Origin of the sequence: Microbacterium sp. Leaf203, from assembly GCF_001421275.1 — a bacterium.
GTDB lineage: Bacteria > Actinomycetota > Actinomycetes > Actinomycetales > Microbacteriaceae > Microbacterium > Microbacterium testaceum_A.
This window is the reverse complement of sequence record NZ_LMKF01000025.1, coordinates 1-17215: the sequence shown is the minus strand read 5'-3', so window position 1 is coordinate 17215 and position 17215 is coordinate 1. Positions and strand designations below refer to the sequence as shown.

The window sequence follows — 17215 nt, the reverse complement described above, 5'->3', positions numbered from 1 at the left end:
GCGAGGAAGGGGTGGGCGGGCTCACGCGGGCCGCCTCCGCCACTTTATCGGCTTGGCCCGCGTGTGTTTCAGGACGGGGTAGGGGTGAGCTGAAGGCGGTCGACGACCTGCTGCACCTGCTCCTGCGGAGTGAGGTCGAGGTCGACGCGGATCGCTTGCTCATCGGCATCCGGCATCTCGAGGGTCTCGAACTGCGAGGTGAGCAGCGAGGGCGGCATGTAGTGCCCCTGGCGGCGCAGCAGGCGCTCGAGCACGAGCTTCGGGTCGCCCATCAGCAGCACGAAGGTGACGTCGTCGCGGCGCAGCACGTCGCGGTAGCTGCGTTTGAGGGCCGAGCACGTGATGATGCCGGGGCGACCGGCGGCGATCCGCCCGTCGATCCACCCGGCGACGCGATCGAGCCAGGGCCAGCGGTCGTCGTCATTAAGGGCGTGACCGGATGCCATCTTGGCGACGTTCTCGGCCGGATGCAGGTCGTCGCCCTCTTGGAAGTCCCAGCCGAGACGACCGGCGAGCATGCCGGCGACGGTGGACTTGCCGGTGCCGGCGGGGCCCATGAAGACCAGGACGGGAACGGGAGCGGTCATGGAATCTCTCTTCGTCGAAAGCGATCGGTTCGGTGTCAGATGGTGCGGCGGACTTCGGTGAGCACCGCGGCGACGTACAGGCGCGTGTGCTCCTCGGCGGCGTCGGCGTCAGCGCGTCCGATCGCCTCGGCCGTGGCGACGTGGTTGTCGAGCGCGTCGGGGTTGGGGACCCCCGGGGTGAGCCCGTGCATCGCGCGTCCCTCGATCGCGGCGGCGATCGGGGCGCGGGCCGCGGCGAGCATGAGGTTGCCGCTCGAGATGAGGATGAGGTCGTGGAAGGCGATGTCGGCCGCGAGGTACTCGGGGGAGTTGCCGAGGCCGGCCGCGCCGAGGCGGGCGAGTTCGTCGGCCAGACGCAGGATCTCACCGCGCTGAATGTCGGTGGCGCGCCGGGCGCTCAGCCGAGCGGCGACGGGTTCGACCGCCGCGCGCAGCTCCGTGGTGTTGACGATCAACTGGTCGCGCCGGCGACCGGCGAGCTGCCACCCGATGAGGCGGGTGTCGAGGGCGCTCCAGTGCTCGGGCTCGCGCACGGTGAGTCCGACGCGACGGCGTTGCGAGAGCAGGCCCATCGCTTCGAGCGAGCGGACGGCCTCGCGCACGACGGTGCGCGAGACGGCGTACTCGGCCTCGAGGGCGGCGAGGGTCAGGACGGTGCCCGGCGGCAGGTCGCCGTCGACGATGCGGATGCCGATCGCGTCGACCAGCGAGCCGTGCGTCGCTCGAGCCATTCCCCCTCCTCGGGTCTTAGGTACGACCTTATCTTGTCAAAGATATGATCATTGTGTGAAGATGCCCTGACCGCTCCGGCGGATGCGGGGCGGACACAGCATGCCCGATGACGCGTCCGACGGCTTGAATCAACGGAGATCTCTTGGACGACTGGACTCAGACACTCGGCACGGCGCCCCTGCTCGCCATCGCCGCGGGCGCCATCGCGCTCATCCTCGTGCTCATCATCTGGCTGAAGGTGCACGCCTTCCTCGCCCTCATCATCGTGTCGCTCGTGACGGCGTTCGTCGCGGGCATCCCGGTGTCGGCGATCGTGTCGACGCTCACCGGAGGGTTCGGCGGAACCCTCGGCACCGTGGCCCTGCTGGTCGCCCTGGGTGCGATGCTCGGTCGACTGATCGAACACTCCGGCGGCGCGCAATCGTTGGCCGAGACGTTCGTGCGCGTCTTCGGAGAGAAGCGCGCCCCCTTCGCCCTCGGCATCGTCTCGCTGATCCTCGGGTTCCCGATGTTCTTCGACGCCGGGCTCGTCATGATGCTGCCCATCATCTTCGCCATCGCGCGCCGGGTGTCGGGCAACAACGTCCTGCTGTTCGGCCTGCCGGCCGCTGCCGCGTTCTCGGTGATGCACGTCTTCCTCCCGCCGCACCCGGGCCCGGTGACCGCGAGCGAGCTGTACGGCGCCAACCTCGGCCTGCTGCTGATCGTCGGCCTCATCATCGCCTTCCCGATCTGGTACCTCTCGGGTTACCTCTGGGGCAAGTTCATCGCCCGTCGCATCGCCCTCCCCGTGCCGCTGCTGTTCGGTGACGTCGACGCCGACCAGCCGAAGAACCCGCCCAAGCCCCTCACCGTCATCCTGGTGCTGCTGCTGCCGATGCTGCTGATCTTCCTCAACACCGGCCTCACCACCCTCGGCTCGGCCGGAGTGGTCGACACCGACAACACCGTCATCCAGGTGCTCGTCCTGCTCGGCAACTCCCCGGTCGCCCTGCTCATCACCGTCCTCGTCGCCACGATCGTCTTCGGCTTCCGCCGGGGCGAGAACGGCACCGCGCTCGAGAAGGTCGTCGACTCGGCCCTCGGCCCGGTCTGCTCGGTCATCCTCATCACCGGCGCCGGGGGCATGTTCGGCGCGGTCCTGCGCGCCTCGGGCATCGGCGACGCCCTCGCCGACAGCCTCGGCGACCTGGGACTGCCGGTCATCGTCGCGGCGTACATCATCGCCGTCATCCTGCGTCTGGCGCAGGGCTCGGCCACGGTCGCGCTCGTGACCGCCGCGGGTCTCGCCGCCCCCGCCGTCATGGCCGGCGACTTCTCGCCGCTGCAGGTGGTGGCGATCACTCTCGCGACCGCCGCCGGCTCGGTGTTCGCCGGTCACGTGAACGACTCGGGCTTCTGGCTCGTCGGCCGCCTGATGGGCATGGACGTCAAGACCACCCTGAAGACCTGGACCGTGCAGCAGGCGATCGAGTCGGTGCTCGGTTTCGTCGCGGCCCTGGCCGTCTTCGGCATCGGAGCGCTGCTGTGACGGGCTCGAACGCCGACTTGTTCGACGTCTCCGACCGACTCGCGCTCGTCACCGGTTCCTCGCGTGGCCTCGGCCGCGCGCTGGCCCTCACCCTCGCGCGCGGCGGTGCCCGGCTGATCGTGCACGGTCGAGACGCGGATGCCGTGGAGCAGACCCGCGCCGAGGCCGAAGAGCTGTCGGGTCGGCCCGCCCACGCCGTCGTCTTCGACGTCACGGATGCCGCGGCCGTCGAGGCTGCGATCTCCGGGGTGGTCGAGGCGGTCGGCGTCCCCGACATCCTCGTCAACAACGCCGGCGTCCAGCGCCGCGCGCCGATCCACGAGTTCGCGGTCTCGGACTGGGACGACATCGTGGCGGCGAACCTCTCGGGCGTCTTCTACGTCTCGCGCTTCGTCACCCCCGCCATGGTCGCCCGCGGGTCCGGCAAGGTCGTCAACGTCGCGTCGGTGCAGTCGCGCCTTGCGCGCCAGACCATCGCGCCGTACTCGGCCACCAAGGGCGGCGTCGCGCAGCTGACCGCCGGCATGGCGGCCGACCTCGCCCGCCACGGCATCCAGGTCAACGCCCTCAGCCCGGGCTATTTCGCGACCGAGATGAACCGCGACCTCGTCGACGACCCCGAGTTCACCCGCTGGTTGACCCAGCGCACGCCGGCCGCCCGCTGGGGCGACTTCGACGAACTGCGTGGGGCGCTGCTCTTTCTGGCATCCGACGCCTCGAGCTTCGTGTCGGGGCAGAACATCTTCGTCGACGGCGGAATGACGGCGGTCGTCTGATCGTGGAGGAGCACACCATGAAGTCGCTGCTGATCGAGTCGGCTCGCACCGCCGCCGTGCGCGAGGTCGCCGTGCCTGAACCGGGCGAGGGGCAGGTCCGCCTGCGGGTCGCCTACGTCGGCATCTGCGGATCCGACCTGCACTACTTCTTCGACGGCGCGAACGGCGCGTTCGTCGTGCGCGAGCCGCTCGTTCCCGGGCATGAGCTATCGGGCGCCGTCGATCTCGACCCCTCGGGAACCTTCGCTGCGGGCACGCCCGTCACGGTGCACCCCGCGCGCTTCGGAACTCCGCGCGAGGGCATCGAAGACGCCCCGCACCTGTGGCCCGGCGGCTCGTACCTCGGCAGTGCCTCGACCTGGCCGCACACCCAGGGCGCGGCATCCGAGTACCTGATCGTCGAGAGCGACATGGTGCGCCCGCTGCCGGCCGACCTGCCGGTGCGCCGGGCCGTTCTCGCCGAGCCACTCGCGGTCGCCCTCCACGCCCTCGGCAAGGCGGGCCCGGTGGAGGGTCTCGAGGTTTTGGTCACCGGATCCGGTCCGATCGGTCTGATGGCCGTCGCCGCGGCCACCGCCGCGGGGGCGCGCGTCACCGCGACCGATGTGCTCGCCGGTCCCCTCGAGCGGGCCCGGACCCTCGGCGCCCAGGCGACGATCGACGTCTCGACCGAGGTCGTCGAGGCCGGTGCGTACGCGGTCGTGCTCGAGTGCTCGGGCGTGCCCGTGTCGATCTCGACGGCCCTGAAGGCGGTGCGGGCGGGCGGCACGGTCGTGCAGGTCGGTATGCTCCCTGACGATGCGCGGCCGGTGAACCTCGCGCCCTTCATCTCGAAGGAGGTGCGCTACTTCGGCGCCTTCCGCTTCCGCGACGAGATCGACGCGGCGGTGGAGCTGCTCGCGGCGAATCCGGCGATCGAGAGTGCGATCACGCACGAGTTCGCGGTGGCAGATGCCGGCGAGGCCTTCGCTGTCGCGCGCGACTCCGAGCGCTCGGGCAAGGTGGTCTTCGCCCTCTGATCCGAACGACGAAGCGGAGCGACCCTCGGGCCGCTCCGCTTCGTCGTTCTCGGAGTGGTTCCGGCGTCAGCGGCTGCGCTCGGCGGTGAACCGGCGCGTCACCGCGATGTCGCGGTCGCCTAGGTCGCGCTCGACGATCTCGTCGAACGCGGCGCGCAGCGCGGGCAGCAGGGCGGGCCGGGTCGACGTCGCCTCGGCGATGTCGGCGGCGAAGCGCAGGTCTTTCACCATGTACGAGGCGACGCCGCTGGGGGAGTCGTCGCCGCTGACGAGCTTCTCGCGCCGGCTCTGCAGCAGGTTCGACCCGGCGTAGCCGCCGCCGAGCAGGTCCCACAGGGCGGCGGGATCGACGTCGGATCGCGCGGCCAGTTCGGTCGCCTCGCCGAGGGCGAGGATCGTCGCCGCCACCACCATCTGGTTGCAGGCCTTCGCGACCTCTCCCGCGCCCAGAGGGCCGAGCCGCACGGGGGTGCCGCACGGAGCGAGCAAGGCGGCCGCCCGGTCGGTGTCGGCCTCGTCGCCGCCGAGCATGATCGACAGCGTCCCGGCCTTCGCGCCGTCTTCGCCGCCCGAGACGGGGCAGTCCACGATCCGGATGCCGCCGGGCAGGCGGTCGGCGAGCTCCCGCACGCCGACGGGTGACGATGTCGAGCCGATCATGAGCAGGAAGTCCCGTTCGCCGACGCCGGCGAGCAGTCCGTCAGGGCCGTCGAGGTGCTCTTCGAGCTGCGGGAGGTCGGGGAGCATCACCAGCACGGCATCCGTCGCCTCTGCGAGCTCGCGGGCGGTGGCCGTCCAGTGGGCTCCGGAGTCGGTGAGTCCGGGTCTTTCTCGCCGCGCGTGAACCGTGAGGGATCCGCGGACGGAGAGCAGGTGGTGGGCCATCGGCTCGCCCATGGCGCCGAGGCCCCACACGCCGAGTCGCACGTCATCGAGCGTCGTCATGAGTCCATCCTATCGGCTGGACAACAGGTTGAACAGGGTTCAATATGGTGAACAGAGTTCGAGAGAGACCGCTGCGGGGCGCACCCGCGGCGGCGGAGGGAATGACGACGATGTCGACACGGTCCAGTCTTCGCGCAGTAGTCGCGGTACCCCTGAAAGAGGAGCACTGCCGGCTCATCGAACGTCTCGAGCCGCGCCTCGAGCTCGTGCGCGATCCCTCGCTCACGCACCCGATGCGCGGACCGGCCGACTGGTCGGGCGACCCGGACCACGAGCGTACTGCCGAACAGCAGCGGGCCTTCGACGAGATGGTCGACTCCGCCGAGGCGCTCTTCGGCATCCCCGACGTCGATCCCGCGGCTCTCGCCCGGACGGTCGCGGCCAACCCGCGCCTGCGCTGGGTCATGACCACCGCGGCCGGAGGCGGGGGACAGGTCAAGGCCGCCGGCCTCGACCGTGAGGCCCTCGACCGTGTCACCTTCACCACCAGTGCCGGCGTGCACGGCGGACCCCTTGCCGAGTTCGCGGTCTTCGGCGTGATGGCCGGGGCCAAAGGGCTGCCTCGCCTCGCGCGCGACCAGGCCGAGAAGCACTGGAGCGAGCGCTGGGAGATGCGCCAGGTCGACGAGATGACGGTGCTCGTGGTCGGTCTCGGCGGCATCGGTGCCGAGTGCGCGCGGCGCTTCCATGCGCTCGGCGCGGAGGTGTGGGGGACCACGCGCAGCGGCGCCCCCGTCGAGGGGGTCGATCGCCTCGTGCCGCTCGACGAGCTGGTGTCGGCCGTCGCCGAGGTGGATGCCATCGTCGTCACTCTCCCCGGCACCGACCAGACGCATCACCTGATCGGCGCCGACGTGCTCGCCGCGGTGAAGCCCGGCGCGATCATCGCCAGCGTGGGGCGCGGCACGGTGATCGACGAGGACGCCCTGCTCGCGGCCCTCGAGGACGGCCGGGTGTCGTTCGCCGCTCTTGACGTGTTCGAGGTGGAGCCCCTTCCTTGGGACTCGCCGCTCTGGCGGCATCCGTCGGTCCTGGTGAGTCCGCATACCGCCGCGCTCAGCAGTAAAGAGGAGGAGCGCATCGCCCGCCGCTTCGCCGAGAACGCCACGCGCCTCATCGACGGCGAGCCGATGCAGGCCGTTGTCGATACGGTCGAGTTCTACTGAGGTGTCGCGATCCGCGATGCCGGCGAGACGAGGGGGCCGCGGTGAGCGACGACGACGTGAGTGAGATCGCGCGCGATCCGGCGCCGGCTGTGGGGCGCAGCATCCGGCTCCTGGGCCTGCTGGCCGAGGCGGGGCGCACCCTGACCCTCACCGAGCTCGCCGCGGGTCTCGGTCTGGCGAAGTCGTCGACGGCGAACCTCTGCCTCTCGCTCGAGGCGGGGCGCATGATCGAGCGCGTCCCCCTCGGCTACCGTCTCGGCATCCGCACCGCCGAGCTGGGCGGTGCCTTCGCCGCGCAGTTCAATCAGGTGCGCGAGTTCTACGCCGTGTGCGAGACGTCGCCGGTGCTCGCGAGCGAGCTCGTGCAGGTCGCCGTGCTCGACGATGCCGACGCGCTGTACCTCGCCCGCTATGAGGGCTCGCGCTCGATCCGCATGGGCACGCCCCTCGGCTCGCGCCTCCCCGCGGCGCTGTCGGCCACGGGCCGCGCACTGCTCATGACCCGCACCGATGACGACGTGCGGGCTCTTCTCACGCACGGACGCCCGCTGCCCAAGCTCACCGACCACAGCACCCTCGACGTCGACGCCGTGATCGCCAAGATCGCCGCCTCGCGCGAACGCGGGTGGTCGGTCGACGAAGAGGAGTCGTTCCGCGGCATCGTCGGTGTCGCGGTGCCCCTCGAGGGGTGGGCGCCCGGCGACCCGCAGCTGGCGCTGGGGGTCGGTCTTCCGGCGGCGGATGCCACGCCCGAACGCATCGCGCGCGTCGGCGCGGCACTGCGCGAGGCCGCCGCGGCGCTGACCAACCCATTCAGCGCGTCCCGCGCAGGCTGACCCGCGACAGCGCCGCCCCACTCGACGCGCGCACGCCGTGCGCGCCCTCGTCGCCGCGCCACGCGCGTCGCGCCCCGCCGGTGCCCTGCCGGGCACGCCGCGCGCCTGCCGGGCACGCCGCGCGTCCCCAACGCCTCATCGCGACCGATGAGCGTGCGCGTCGCGCTCGCCGCGCCCCGCGCGCCGTTCGGGGCGGATCCCGTCGTTCCTGGCGGAAATGTCCCGTTCCCATCGACGAATGACGCCCGAACCCGCGCTGCCCACACCTCGCCCCTCGAATTCTGTTCAACATGTTGAACTCTGTCCACTCCGTTGGTACAGTCGGCCGAGTCGCAAGACCCCAGCCGATCGAAGGAGATGGCCGTGACCACTTCATCCACCACGACGACGCAGCCAACGGATGACCCCGAATACGCAGCGAATCTCCGCCGCGCAACGCTCGCCTCGAGCATCGGCAGCGCGCTCGAGTACTTCGACTTCGCGCTCTACGGCCTCTCGACGGCGTTGATCTTCAACGTCCTGTTCTTCTCGCAGGACAATCCCGCCCTCGCCACGGTCGCAGCCTTCGCCACCTACGGCGTGGGCTTCCTCGCGCGCCCGTTCGGCGGACTGTTCTTCGGCGTCCTCGGCGACAAGCTCGGACGCAAGTGGGTGCTGGTCATCACGATCCTGCTGATGGGCGGCGCCTCCACGGCCATCGGACTCCTGCCGACGTACGAGGCGGTGGGCGTTCTCGCGCCCATCCTGCTCGTGATCATGCGCCTGCTGCAGGGCTTCGGCGCCGGCGCCGAGCAGGCGGGGGCCACGGTCCTGATGGCCGAGTACGCCCCGGTGAAGCGCCGTGGCTTCTTCTCGGCGCTGCCCTTCATCGGCATCCAGGCGGGTACCCTCCTGGCGGCCGTCGTGTTCAGCCTCATCTCGCTGCTGCCCGAAGACCAGCTGCTCAGCTGGGGCTGGCGCGTGCCGTTCCTGGCGTCGTTCGCGCTCATCCTGCTCGCGCTGTTCATCCGCATGCGCCTGCGCGAGACGCCGACCTTCATCGAGCTCGAGAAGCACGAGCAGATCGCCGAGCGACCCATCCGCGACATCTTCACGCGCGGTCTTCCGGGAGTCATCGTCGGCATCGGCCTGCGCATGGCCGAGAACGGCGGCTCCTACATGTTCAACACCCTGGCGCTGACGTTCTTCGTCGCGACGGTCGGCGGCCAGGCCGACCGCAGCCTGCTGACGTGGGGTGTCACGCTCGGCTCGCTCATCGGCATCTTCTCGGTGCCGCTGACGGGCGCCCTGTCCGACCGCATGGGTCGTCGCACCGTCTATCGCATGGGCGCGGTGTTCATGCTGGTCTTCACCTTCCCGGCCTGGTGGCTGATGTCGCTCGGCAGCTACCCGATCACTATCGCGGTCATCGCGATCGGCATCGGTGTGGCCGTCAACTCGATGCTCGGACCCCAGTGCGCGATGCTCCCCGAGCTGTTCGGCAACCGTCACCGCTACCTCGGCGTCGCGATGGCCCGCGAGCTCTCCGCCGTGCTCGCGGGTGGTCTCGCCGGAGTCCTGGGCGCCTACATCATCGCCGTCAGCGGGGCGAACTGGCTGCTGCTGGCGATCTACATGGGCACGCTCGCCCTCGTCACCACCGCGTCGACCTTCCTCGTCCCCGAGACGCTTCGTCGCGACCTCACCCGCATCGACGACGCGATCAAGGTGTCGCGCGAAGAAGCGGGCGAGGGCGTGGATGCCACGACCGTGACCGTCCGGACGATCCGGTGACGCACGACAGGCGGGGGAGTGCCGGCAGCCTGGTGGGGGCTCCGGCGCTCCTCGCGGACACCGCGGAGGGGTTCCGCCTCGAGGTACGCGGGGCGGTGCGCTGATGCGGATCGCTCGATTGATGACGGCCGAGGGCCCGCGCACCGTCCGCGTCGAGGGGGCGGGCTTCGTCCCGATCGGCGACCCCTACGCCGCGTTCGCCGCGGGTGTCGACCCCGCCGACGAGGGCGCCGCGATCACGGGGGTCTTGCTGGCCCCGTGCCAGCCGACCGTCGTGGTCGGCATCGCGCAGAACGGCCCGGGCCACGCCTCTCCCGTGCAGGCGTGGCTGAAGAGCCCGCGCACGGTCACGGCATCCGGAGTCCCGGTCCGCCTGCGCCGCGACGCCGGTGCGACCGTGGCCGAGGCCGAGATCGCCGTGGTGATCGGCCGCGACACGACCGGACTGACGATCGAAACGGCGCACGAGTTCGTGTGTGGCATCACTGCGGTGAACGACCTCTCGAGCCCCGACCGCGCGGCCTTCGATCCCCGCAACTTCGAGTCGAAGTCCGGAGAGGGCTACACCCCGCTCGGACCCTGGGTCGACACCGCCCTCTCGATCGACGGCGATCTGCCGATGCGACTGTCAGCCGACGGCGAGGTGCGCGCCGAGACGTCGTCGCACCGCCTGCCGATGACGCTGCGCGAGTGCCTCGCCTACGTCGCGGGCTGGACCACGCTGGGGCCGGGCGACGTCGTCATGATGGGCGCGCCGTTCTCGCAGGCGCCGGTTCGTCCAGGGGAGACGGTCGAGGTCGTCATCGCGGGCATGCGGCTCACGACGCCGACGTCGTAGAGCGACGGTGCGTCAGTGCTTCTTGTAGTTCGCGTTGCGGCCCATGGTGAAGAGCGCGCCGACGGTGCCGATCAGGCCGAACGCGGCGATGCCGCCGATGACCCAGAGCACGACGTGAGAGAAGAAGCCGCTGTCCATGATGATCCTCCGGGTGGGTTGTGGCCGTTCGATCCTACCGTCGCTCGGCGCGCGCTCCCGTCGCCGTCCGAGGTCGGGTCGTGGTTCTCCCTCTTGCGCTGGTAGACTTCCGGGGAACTTCGGCGAGGGATGCCGCTTCGCGTGCCGCACGGTGCGCAGGCGTCCGTGATCGACGCAGTGATGCAGGCTCCCGGCTTTCCTCACGCGCTCGCGTTCGAGTCGAATCCAGACCACACAGGTGCGGACCATGTCCGCTCACAAGCTGCGGGACACGAGCCCGCGAGGAGAACATCATGTCGGAAGACAACAAGGTCGTCGCGGAACTCCGCGAGAACTTCGGCAAGGGCTTCGCCCGTCGCCTCCGCGCCGCGGGCAAGATCCCGGCCGTCATCTACGGTCACGGCACCGAGCCCCAGCACGTGGCGCTCCCCGGCCACCAGGTCGCCCTGCTCATCCGTCGCGCCAACGCGCTGCTCGACCTCGACATCGCTGGCAAGGACCAGCTCGTCCTCGTCAAGGACGTGCAGAAGGACCCCGTGCGTCAGATCATCGAGCACATCGACCTCATCGTCGTGAAGAAGGGCGAGAAGGTTCAGGTCGACGTTCCCGTCGTCATCACCGGTGAGCCCTTCTCGGGCACCGTCGCCATGCTCGACGCGACCTCCGTGTCGCTCGAGGTCGAGGCCACCCACATCCCCCAGAACATCGAGGTCTCGGTCGAGGGCGCCGAGGACGGCACGCAGATCACCGCTGCCGACCTGACCCTGCCCAAGGGCGCCACCCTCGTCACCGAGCCCGAGACGCTCGTGGTGGGTGTCTCGGTGCCGCTCGACACCCTCGCTGCCGACGAAGAGATCGCCGAGGCCGATGCCGAGGTCGCCGAGGAGCAGTCCGAAGAGGCCGAGTCGGCCGAAGAGGGCGACGACAAGTAATTCCCGAGGGCCGTTCCACGGCCCGACGACGAGGGGGCGCGATTTCGCGTCCCCTCGTTCGTTTCTCCGCGCGGGTGGCGCGCGGGGTCCCGTCACCTGACGACCGCGTCGTCGCGCACGGTCCGCACGCGGACCCGGAAGGATGGATGCCATGGCAGACACCTGGCTCATCGTGGGTCTCGGCAACCCGGGCCCCCGTTACGAGGCGACTCGACACAACATCGGTCAGATGGTCGTCGACGAGCTCGCCGCCCGCCGCCGCGAGGCCTTCCGCGCCCACAAGGCCAACGCGCGGGTGGTCGAGACGTGGCTGCGCCCGGGAGCGGACAAGCTCGTCCTGGCGAAGCCGAACAGCTTCATGAACGTGTCCGGGGGCCCGGCGGCCGGGCTCGCGCGTTTCTACGGCACCGCGCCCGAGCGCATCGTCGTCGTCCACGACGAGCTCGACATCCCCTACGACACCATCAAGCTCAAGACCGGGGGCGGTCACGGCGGGCACAACGGGGTGCGCGACATCGCGAAGGCCCTCGGTACGCCGGAGTTCCCCCGCGTCCGCGTGGGCATCGGGCGTCCGGTCGGGCGCCAGGATCCCGCCGACTGGGTGCTCGATCCGTTCAGCTCGACCGAGCGTCAGACGCTCCCGATCCTCGTCTCGGATGCCGCGGATGCCGTGGAACTCCTGGTCGACGAGGGATTGGTCGCCGCCCAGCAGCGCTTCCACGCCCCGCGCGCCTGACGCGCGGCACGGCAGCTGGCCGAGCGCCGGCGTGCCGTGACCCCCGCCGTCCGTCCAGCCGGTGAACGGTTCACCCGTCGCGTCCCCGGGCGCAGTCCCGCGCGCTCCCGCGCCGTCCGGGGATGAGAGCGCCGGAAACGACGATCGGCCCCGGTCACGAGGAACCGGGGCCGATGGTCGTGCCGAACGTCACGTCACGCGGAGACGCCGATCGCGGCGCCCGCGGCCAGCGCGCTGCCGACCACGATGCCGCCGAGAAGCGACAGGGCGATCGCGCCGATCGCCCATCCGCGACCGCGGTTCTTCACCGCGGCCACGATTCCCTGGATGAACCCCCAGAGTCCGAAGACCGCGTACACGACGAAGGCGACGACGGTCAGGATGCCGAAGACGATGGCCGCCTGCTGGACTTCCGGGGGAAGCGTGTTCGGTTCCATCTGCTGGCCGCCGTCGGCATACGGGGCGAGGCTCGCGCTCTGCATCCCGGCGATGAAGGCGATGATCGAGCCGCCGACGACCGCGATGAGCGAGACGACGAAGGCGACAAGTCCGAGCTTCTTCGGGCCCTTCGGCTTGCTGGTGGTGGGCGGGACGTAGGCGGGTGCGGCGGGAGCGCCCTGTGCCGACGGGGTGGTGCCGGAGGAGTCGCCACGCGTGACGGGCTGTTGGTACGGCTCGGGGGGCGGGGGTGTCGTGCTCACGAGATGCTCCTCTGGTCGTCGGTGGGCGTGGACCGCCCGTTCCCGGAGTCTGAGAAGCGTCCCGCGCCGGGGCGTGGGGCTGGACGCCCGTCCGCGCGGCGCGGTATCGGCGCCGGCCCGGGGCGGGGTCAGACGGGCGCACCGCCTGCGGGCACGGTGGCCAGCCCCGCGACGATCGCGATGGCGGTCAGCACACCGAAGAAGATCGGGCCCAGCACCGAGAGGACGAGTCCCGCGATCCCGGCACCGCGCCCCGACCGCCGGACGATGGCGACGATTCCCAGCACGAGGGCCGTGATGCCGATCGCCGTCCCCGTCCAGAACGCGACCTCCCCCAGCAGCACCAGCTCGCGCACGGGGGAGAGCACGCGCCAGTCGAAGCCGTTCGACGACATCGTGGTCAGCCCGGGGGCCGCGCCGCGCGCCGAGCGGAACGCCGCGAAGCCGCCGACGGCCGGGGCCAGGACGGCCGCGACCACGGAGAGCGCGAGCGCCCAGGTGCCCAGGGGGCGACCTCGGCGGGAGGGCGGCGGGGGAGTGAGGAGCGTCCCGACGGGCGGTGCCGCATGAGGGGCGGCGAAGACCGGACCGTTCGGGGCGCTCGGCGTCGTCATGCGGCAAGCCTACGAGAGGTGGCACCCGGGCGCGTTGTCCACCCCGGCCCGATGTCGGAGCCCCCGCGTAGACTCTTTCGAGTGACAGTTCCCGGGATCGTTCGCGCCCTCGAGCAGGCTGAGTCGTACCGTGAAGCCGCTTCGGCGGCCTCCTCCGACCTGTCGCTCTCTCTCGTCGACGGCCTCGACGCCCCCGTCGTCGCGGGCCTCGTCGAGCGTCGCCGTGCCGCGGGTGATCCCGGCGCCGTGCTGGTGATCGCGCCCACCGGTCGACGTGCCGAGTCCCTCGGCCCGGCTCTCGAGGCCGTTCTGCCCGGCGCGCAGGTCCTCCACTTCCCGGCCTGGGAGACGCTGCCCCACGAGCGGCTCAGCCCCAGTCCCGAGACGGTCGGTCGCCGTCTCGACGTCCTGCGCCGGATCGCCGCGTGGGACCGCACCGCGCCGCTCGTGGTTACCGCGTCGGTGCGCAGCGCCCTCCAGCCGCTGGCCCCCGGTCTGGGTGACGTCGAACCGGTCGAACTCTCGGTCGGGGGGCGCGGGCGTGAGCTCGAGGTCGTCACGACGCGCCTCGTCGAGCTCGCGTACCACCGCGTCGACATGGTCTCGCGCCGCGGAGAGTTCGCGGTGCGCGGCGGCATCCTCGACGTCTTCCCCCCGGTGGCGGATCACCCCTACCGCGTCGAGTTCTTCGGCGACGAGGTCGACCAGATCCGCGCCTTCTCCGTCGCCGACCAGCGCTCGCTACCCGGGGAGGTGCCCGCGGTGACGCTCGTGCCCAGCCGAGAGCTTCTGCTCACGGCGGAGGTGCGCGCGCGCGCCGCCGAACTCCGCGACGGCTATCCCGGGCTGCGTCAGTTGCTCGAGAAGATGGCCGAGGGGATTCCCGCCGAGGGCATGGAGTCGTTGATCCCCGTGCTGGTGGACGACCTCATCACCCTGGTCGACTATCTCCCCGGCGCGAGCGCGGTGGCGCTCGTCGATCCGGAGCGTTCGCTCGCTCGTGCCACCACGCTCGGCGACACCAACCGCGAGTTCCTCGAGGCGGCGTGGTCGGCGGCGACGGCGGGGGCGGACACTCCGGTCGATCTCGGGTCCGGTGACTTCGTCACCCTCGACGACCTGCACGAGAGAGCCAGCGGTCGAGGCGGCGTCTGGTGGCAGTTGAGCGCTTTCGACTCGGGAGCGGCGGATGCCGAAGACGAGGGGCTCGTCGTCGGCGATGACTCCGCTCATCGCATCAAGGCCGATCCGGTGCCGTCGTTCCAGGGGAACGTCGAGGGTGCGACTGCTCACGTCGGCGAGCTTCTGCGCGACGGGTGGTCGGTCGTCGTCACAGCATCCGGTCCCGGAATGGTGGATCGTGCCCGAGACGTCCTCTCCGAGCGCGGGATCGCCGCCCGCCGCGTCGACGATGTGAAGTCGGCCCCCGAGGCCGGAGTCGCCCATGTCGTCTGCGCTCCTCTCGAGCGGGGCTTCCAGCTGACCGAGGCGAAGTTCGCCGTCATCACCGAGACGGAGTTCTACGGGCGCTCGGTCAGTGGCGACAACCGCGGCGTCAAGAAGCTCGCCTCGCGTCGACGCAACGTGGTCGACCCGCTGCAGCTCAAGCCCGGCGACGTCGTCGTGCATGCGACCCACGGCATCGGTAAGTTCCTCGAGCTCACGCAGCGCGAGGTGTCCAGCGGCGGTCGCAACGCGGTGAAGACCACGAAGGAGTACCTCGTCCTCGAGTACGCGCCGGCCAAGCGCGGTTACCCGGGCGACAAGCTGTTCGTCCCCACGGATCAGCTCGACCTGCTGTCGAAGTACGTGGGCGGCGAAGCGCCGACCCTGTCGAAGATGGGCGGAAGCGACTGGGCGGCGGCGAAGGGGCGAGCCCGCAAGGCCGTCCGCGACATCGCGGTCGAGTTGGTGAAGCTGTACTCGGCACGCATGGCGTCGAAGGGGTACGCGTTCGGTCCCGACACCCCGTGGCAGCGCGAGCTCGAAGAGGCCTTTCCCTTCGCCGAGACCCTCGATCAGCTGCAGACGATCGACGAGATCAAAGCCGACATGGAGAAGCCGATCCCGATGGATCGACTGCTTTCGGGCGACGTCGGATTCGGCAAGACCGAGGTCGCGGTGCGGGCGGCGTTCAAGGCCATCCAGGACGGCAAGCAGGTCGCGATGCTGGTTCCCACCACGCTGCTGGTCAAGCAGCACCTCGAGACCTTCGCCGAGCGTTTCGCGGGCTTTCCCGTCACGGTCCGGCCGCTGTCGCGCTTCCAGACCGACAAAGAGGTGAAGGCCACCCTGGCCGGCCTCACCGACGGCACGGTCGACATGGTCATCGGAACCCATCGCATACTGACCGAGAAGGTCATTTTCAAAGACCTCGGGCTGATGATCATCGACGAGGAGCAGCGGTTCGGCGTCGAGCACAAAGACCAGCTGAAAAAGCTCAAGACCAACGTCGACATCCTGGCGATGAGCGCCACCCCGATCCCGCGCACCCTCGAGATGGCGGTCACGGGGATCCGCGAGATGTCGACCCTCGCGACCCCGCCGGAGGATCGGCATCCGATCCTGTCGTACGTGGGCCCCCGCAACGACAAGCAGATCGCCGCCGCGATCCGCCGGGAGTTGCTGCGCGAGGGCCAGATCTTCTACGTGCACAACAGGGTCTCGTCGATCCAGCGCGTCGCCGCGCACCTCGCTGAACTGGTGCCCGAGGCCCGGATCGTCGTGGCCCACGGGCAGATGGGGGAGCACGCCCTCGAGCAGGTCGTCGATGACTTCTGGGAGCGTCGTGCCGATGTGCTGGTCTCGACCACGATCATCGAGACCGGGCTCGACATCTCGAACGCCAACACGATCATCATCGACCGCGCCGATAAGTACGGGCTGTCGCAGCTGCACCAGCTCCGCGGACGCGTGGGGCGTGGGCGCGACCGTGCGTACGCGTATTTCCTCTACGACGAGATGAAGCCGTTGTCCGAGACCGCGGCCGACCGGCTCGAGACGATCGCCGTGAACAACGACCTCGGCTCGGGCATGCAGGTGGCGCTGAAAGACCTCGAACTGCGTGGCGCCGGAAACCTCCTCGGTGCCGAGCAGGCCGGACACATCGCGGGTGTCGGTTTCGACCTGTACCTGCGCATGATCGGCGAAGCCGTTTCCACGTTCCGTGGCGAAGACGTCGACGGTCCCACCGAACTCCGCCTCGAGCTCCCCGTCGATGCTCGATTGCCGGAGTTCTACATCGACAGCGAGCGTCTGCGTCTCGAGGCGTACCAGAAGCTGTCGGCCGCGGCTTCCGCGACGGCGAAGAGCGATGCGATCGACCTCGTGGTCGAGGAGCTTCGGGATCGATACGGAGAGCCGCCGGCCGAAGTCGAGGGACTCATCGCCGTGGCGCGCCTGCGCCGCCGGGCCGCTCAGGCCGGTCTGGCCGATGTGGTCGCGATGGGTTCCAACCTGCGCATCGCCCCCGCGAACCTTCCGGACTCGATGCGGGTGCGTCTGCAGCGGCTGTACCCGAAGGCGAAGCTCGTCGCCGGCGGGGACGCCATGGTGGTCCCGCTCCCTCAGGATGCGGACGATGCGAACCTCATCGCGTGGGTGCGCCAGCTCCTCGACGCGCTGTGGCCGTTGCCCGTCTCAGAGAACGCCGAGACCGCGAACGCGTGATGACGGCTCCCTCCCGGAGCGCAGACGATCAGGCCCGACCGATACCCGTCGGTCGGGCCTTCGTCGTAGATCCGCGTGATTCCGGGCTTCAGAGTCGACGACACGCCCGGGGTGAAGGGACGATTCGACCGACGCGGGGTCCCGACGTAATGTTTTACCTGTTCGCCCCACAGGGGAGAGCGGAGAGGCCGAGAGGCCCCGCATCGTCTCAAGTGGCGGACC

The 17215-nt window shown here is 70.3% G+C and carries 16 protein-coding genes; 10 read left to right on the top strand and 6 right to left on the bottom strand.

The features are described 5' to 3' along the window. Positions 1 to 68 precede the first annotated feature (68 nt). Positions 69 to 587 carry a gluconokinase gene (locus ASE56_RS09970; protein WP_056228625.1) on the bottom strand — a complete coding sequence of 173 codons (519 nt, stop codon included), beginning with the start codon at positions 585 to 587 and terminating at the stop codon, positions 69 to 71. 35 nt (positions 588 to 622) lie between these two features. Further along, positions 623 to 1318: a FadR/GntR family transcriptional regulator gene (locus tag ASE56_RS09965; protein ID WP_056228622.1), complete on the bottom strand. Its 696-nt coding sequence runs from the start codon at positions 1316 to 1318 to the stop codon at positions 623 to 625. Positions 1319 to 1461: 143 nt separating this feature from the next. On the opposite strand from ASE56_RS09965, the gene ASE56_RS09960 reads away from it, so the two are divergent. The 3 genes from ASE56_RS09960 to ASE56_RS09950 are packed head-to-tail and all read left to right on the top strand — an operon-like array spanning position 1462 to position 4645. Next, the gene (locus ASE56_RS09960) at positions 1462 to 2850 is read left to right on the top strand and encodes a GntP family permease (RefSeq protein ID WP_056228618.1); all 1389 of its coding nucleotides are present in this window, start codon (positions 1462 to 1464) and stop codon (positions 2848 to 2850) included. Next, positions 2847 to 3626 carry an SDR family oxidoreductase gene (locus tag ASE56_RS09955; RefSeq protein ID WP_056228614.1) on the top strand — a complete coding sequence of 260 codons (780 nt, stop codon included), beginning with the start codon at positions 2847 to 2849 and terminating at the stop codon, positions 3624 to 3626. The genes ASE56_RS09960 and ASE56_RS09955 overlap by 4 nt, the downstream gene beginning before the upstream one ends. A gap of 17 nt (positions 3627 to 3643) precedes the next feature. Then, positions 3644 to 4645, top strand: coding sequence for a zinc-binding dehydrogenase (locus tag ASE56_RS09950; RefSeq protein ID WP_056229763.1), 1002 nt, complete (start codon positions 3644 to 3646; stop codon positions 4643 to 4645). Positions 4646 to 4711: 66 nt separating this feature from the next. On the opposite strand, the gene ASE56_RS09945 is transcribed toward ASE56_RS09950, so the two are convergent. Continuing rightward, the gene (locus ASE56_RS09945) at positions 4712 to 5590 is read right to left on the bottom strand and encodes an NAD(P)-dependent oxidoreductase (RefSeq protein ID WP_056228610.1); all 879 of its coding nucleotides are present in this window, start codon (positions 5588 to 5590) and stop codon (positions 4712 to 4714) included. A gap of 101 nt (positions 5591 to 5691) precedes the next feature. On the opposite strand from ASE56_RS09945, the gene ASE56_RS09940 reads away from it, so the two are divergent. The 4 genes from ASE56_RS09940 to ASE56_RS09925 all read left to right on the top strand — a co-directional run bounded on the left by ASE56_RS09940 (position 5692) and on the right by ASE56_RS09925 (position 10203). Further along, positions 5692 to 6756 carry a D-2-hydroxyacid dehydrogenase gene (locus ASE56_RS09940; protein ID WP_056228607.1) on the top strand — a complete coding sequence of 355 codons (1065 nt, stop codon included), beginning with the start codon at positions 5692 to 5694 and terminating at the stop codon, positions 6754 to 6756. Between the two features lie 41 nt (positions 6757 to 6797). Further along, complete coding sequence (locus ASE56_RS09935) at positions 6798 to 7592, top strand: IclR family transcriptional regulator (RefSeq protein ID WP_056228602.1); 795 nt, start codon at positions 6798 to 6800, stop codon at positions 7590 to 7592. A 363-nt stretch (positions 7593 to 7955) separates the two neighbouring features. After that, positions 7956 to 9365 carry an MFS transporter gene (locus ASE56_RS09930; RefSeq protein WP_235556976.1) on the top strand — a complete coding sequence of 470 codons (1410 nt, stop codon included), beginning with the start codon at positions 7956 to 7958 and terminating at the stop codon, positions 9363 to 9365. Positions 9366 to 9486: 121 nt separating this feature from the next. After that, positions 9487 to 10203: a fumarylacetoacetate hydrolase family protein gene (locus ASE56_RS09925; protein ID WP_235556975.1), complete on the top strand. Its 717-nt coding sequence runs from the start codon at positions 9487 to 9489 to the stop codon at positions 10201 to 10203. Between the two features lie 12 nt (positions 10204 to 10215). Here the strand turns inward: ASE56_RS09925 and ASE56_RS17830 are convergent, their stop codons facing one another. Beyond that, positions 10216 to 10341: a hypothetical protein gene (locus ASE56_RS17830; RefSeq protein WP_256335604.1), complete on the bottom strand. Its 126-nt coding sequence runs from the start codon at positions 10339 to 10341 to the stop codon at positions 10216 to 10218. Positions 10342 to 10634: 293 nt separating this feature from the next. Here ASE56_RS17830 and ASE56_RS09920 point away from each other — a divergent pair, with 293 nt between their 5' ends. Both ASE56_RS09920 and pth read left to right on the top strand, forming a co-directional pair. Then, complete coding sequence (locus tag ASE56_RS09920; protein ID WP_056228590.1) at positions 10635 to 11273, top strand: 50S ribosomal protein L25/general stress protein Ctc; 639 nt, start codon at positions 10635 to 10637, stop codon at positions 11271 to 11273. Positions 11274 to 11424: 151 nt separating this feature from the next. Further along, on the top strand, positions 11425 to 12009 hold the full coding sequence (pth, locus tag ASE56_RS09915; RefSeq protein ID WP_056228585.1) for an aminoacyl-tRNA hydrolase: 585 nt from the start codon (positions 11425 to 11427) through the stop codon (positions 12007 to 12009). Between the two features lie 194 nt (positions 12010 to 12203). Here pth and ASE56_RS16935 read toward each other — a convergent pair whose 3' ends face one another. Together ASE56_RS16935 and ASE56_RS09905 are read right to left on the bottom strand one after the other, a co-directional pair. Next, a complete protein-coding gene (locus ASE56_RS16935; protein WP_056228581.1) occupies positions 12204 to 12710 on the bottom strand; it encodes a hypothetical protein in 507 nt (168 codons plus the stop codon). Between the two features lie 128 nt (positions 12711 to 12838). Then, positions 12839 to 13324, bottom strand: coding sequence for a hypothetical protein (locus ASE56_RS09905; RefSeq protein WP_056228578.1), 486 nt, complete (start codon positions 13322 to 13324; stop codon positions 12839 to 12841). Positions 13325 to 13405: 81 nt separating this feature from the next. Between ASE56_RS09905 and mfd the strand changes: the two genes are divergently transcribed. After that, positions 13406 to 16993 (top strand): transcription-repair coupling factor, encoded by a 3588-nt coding sequence (mfd, locus tag ASE56_RS09900; protein ID WP_056228575.1) that lies wholly within the window; start codon positions 13406 to 13408, stop codon positions 16991 to 16993. The last annotated feature ends 222 nt before the right edge of the window (positions 16994 to 17215 follow it).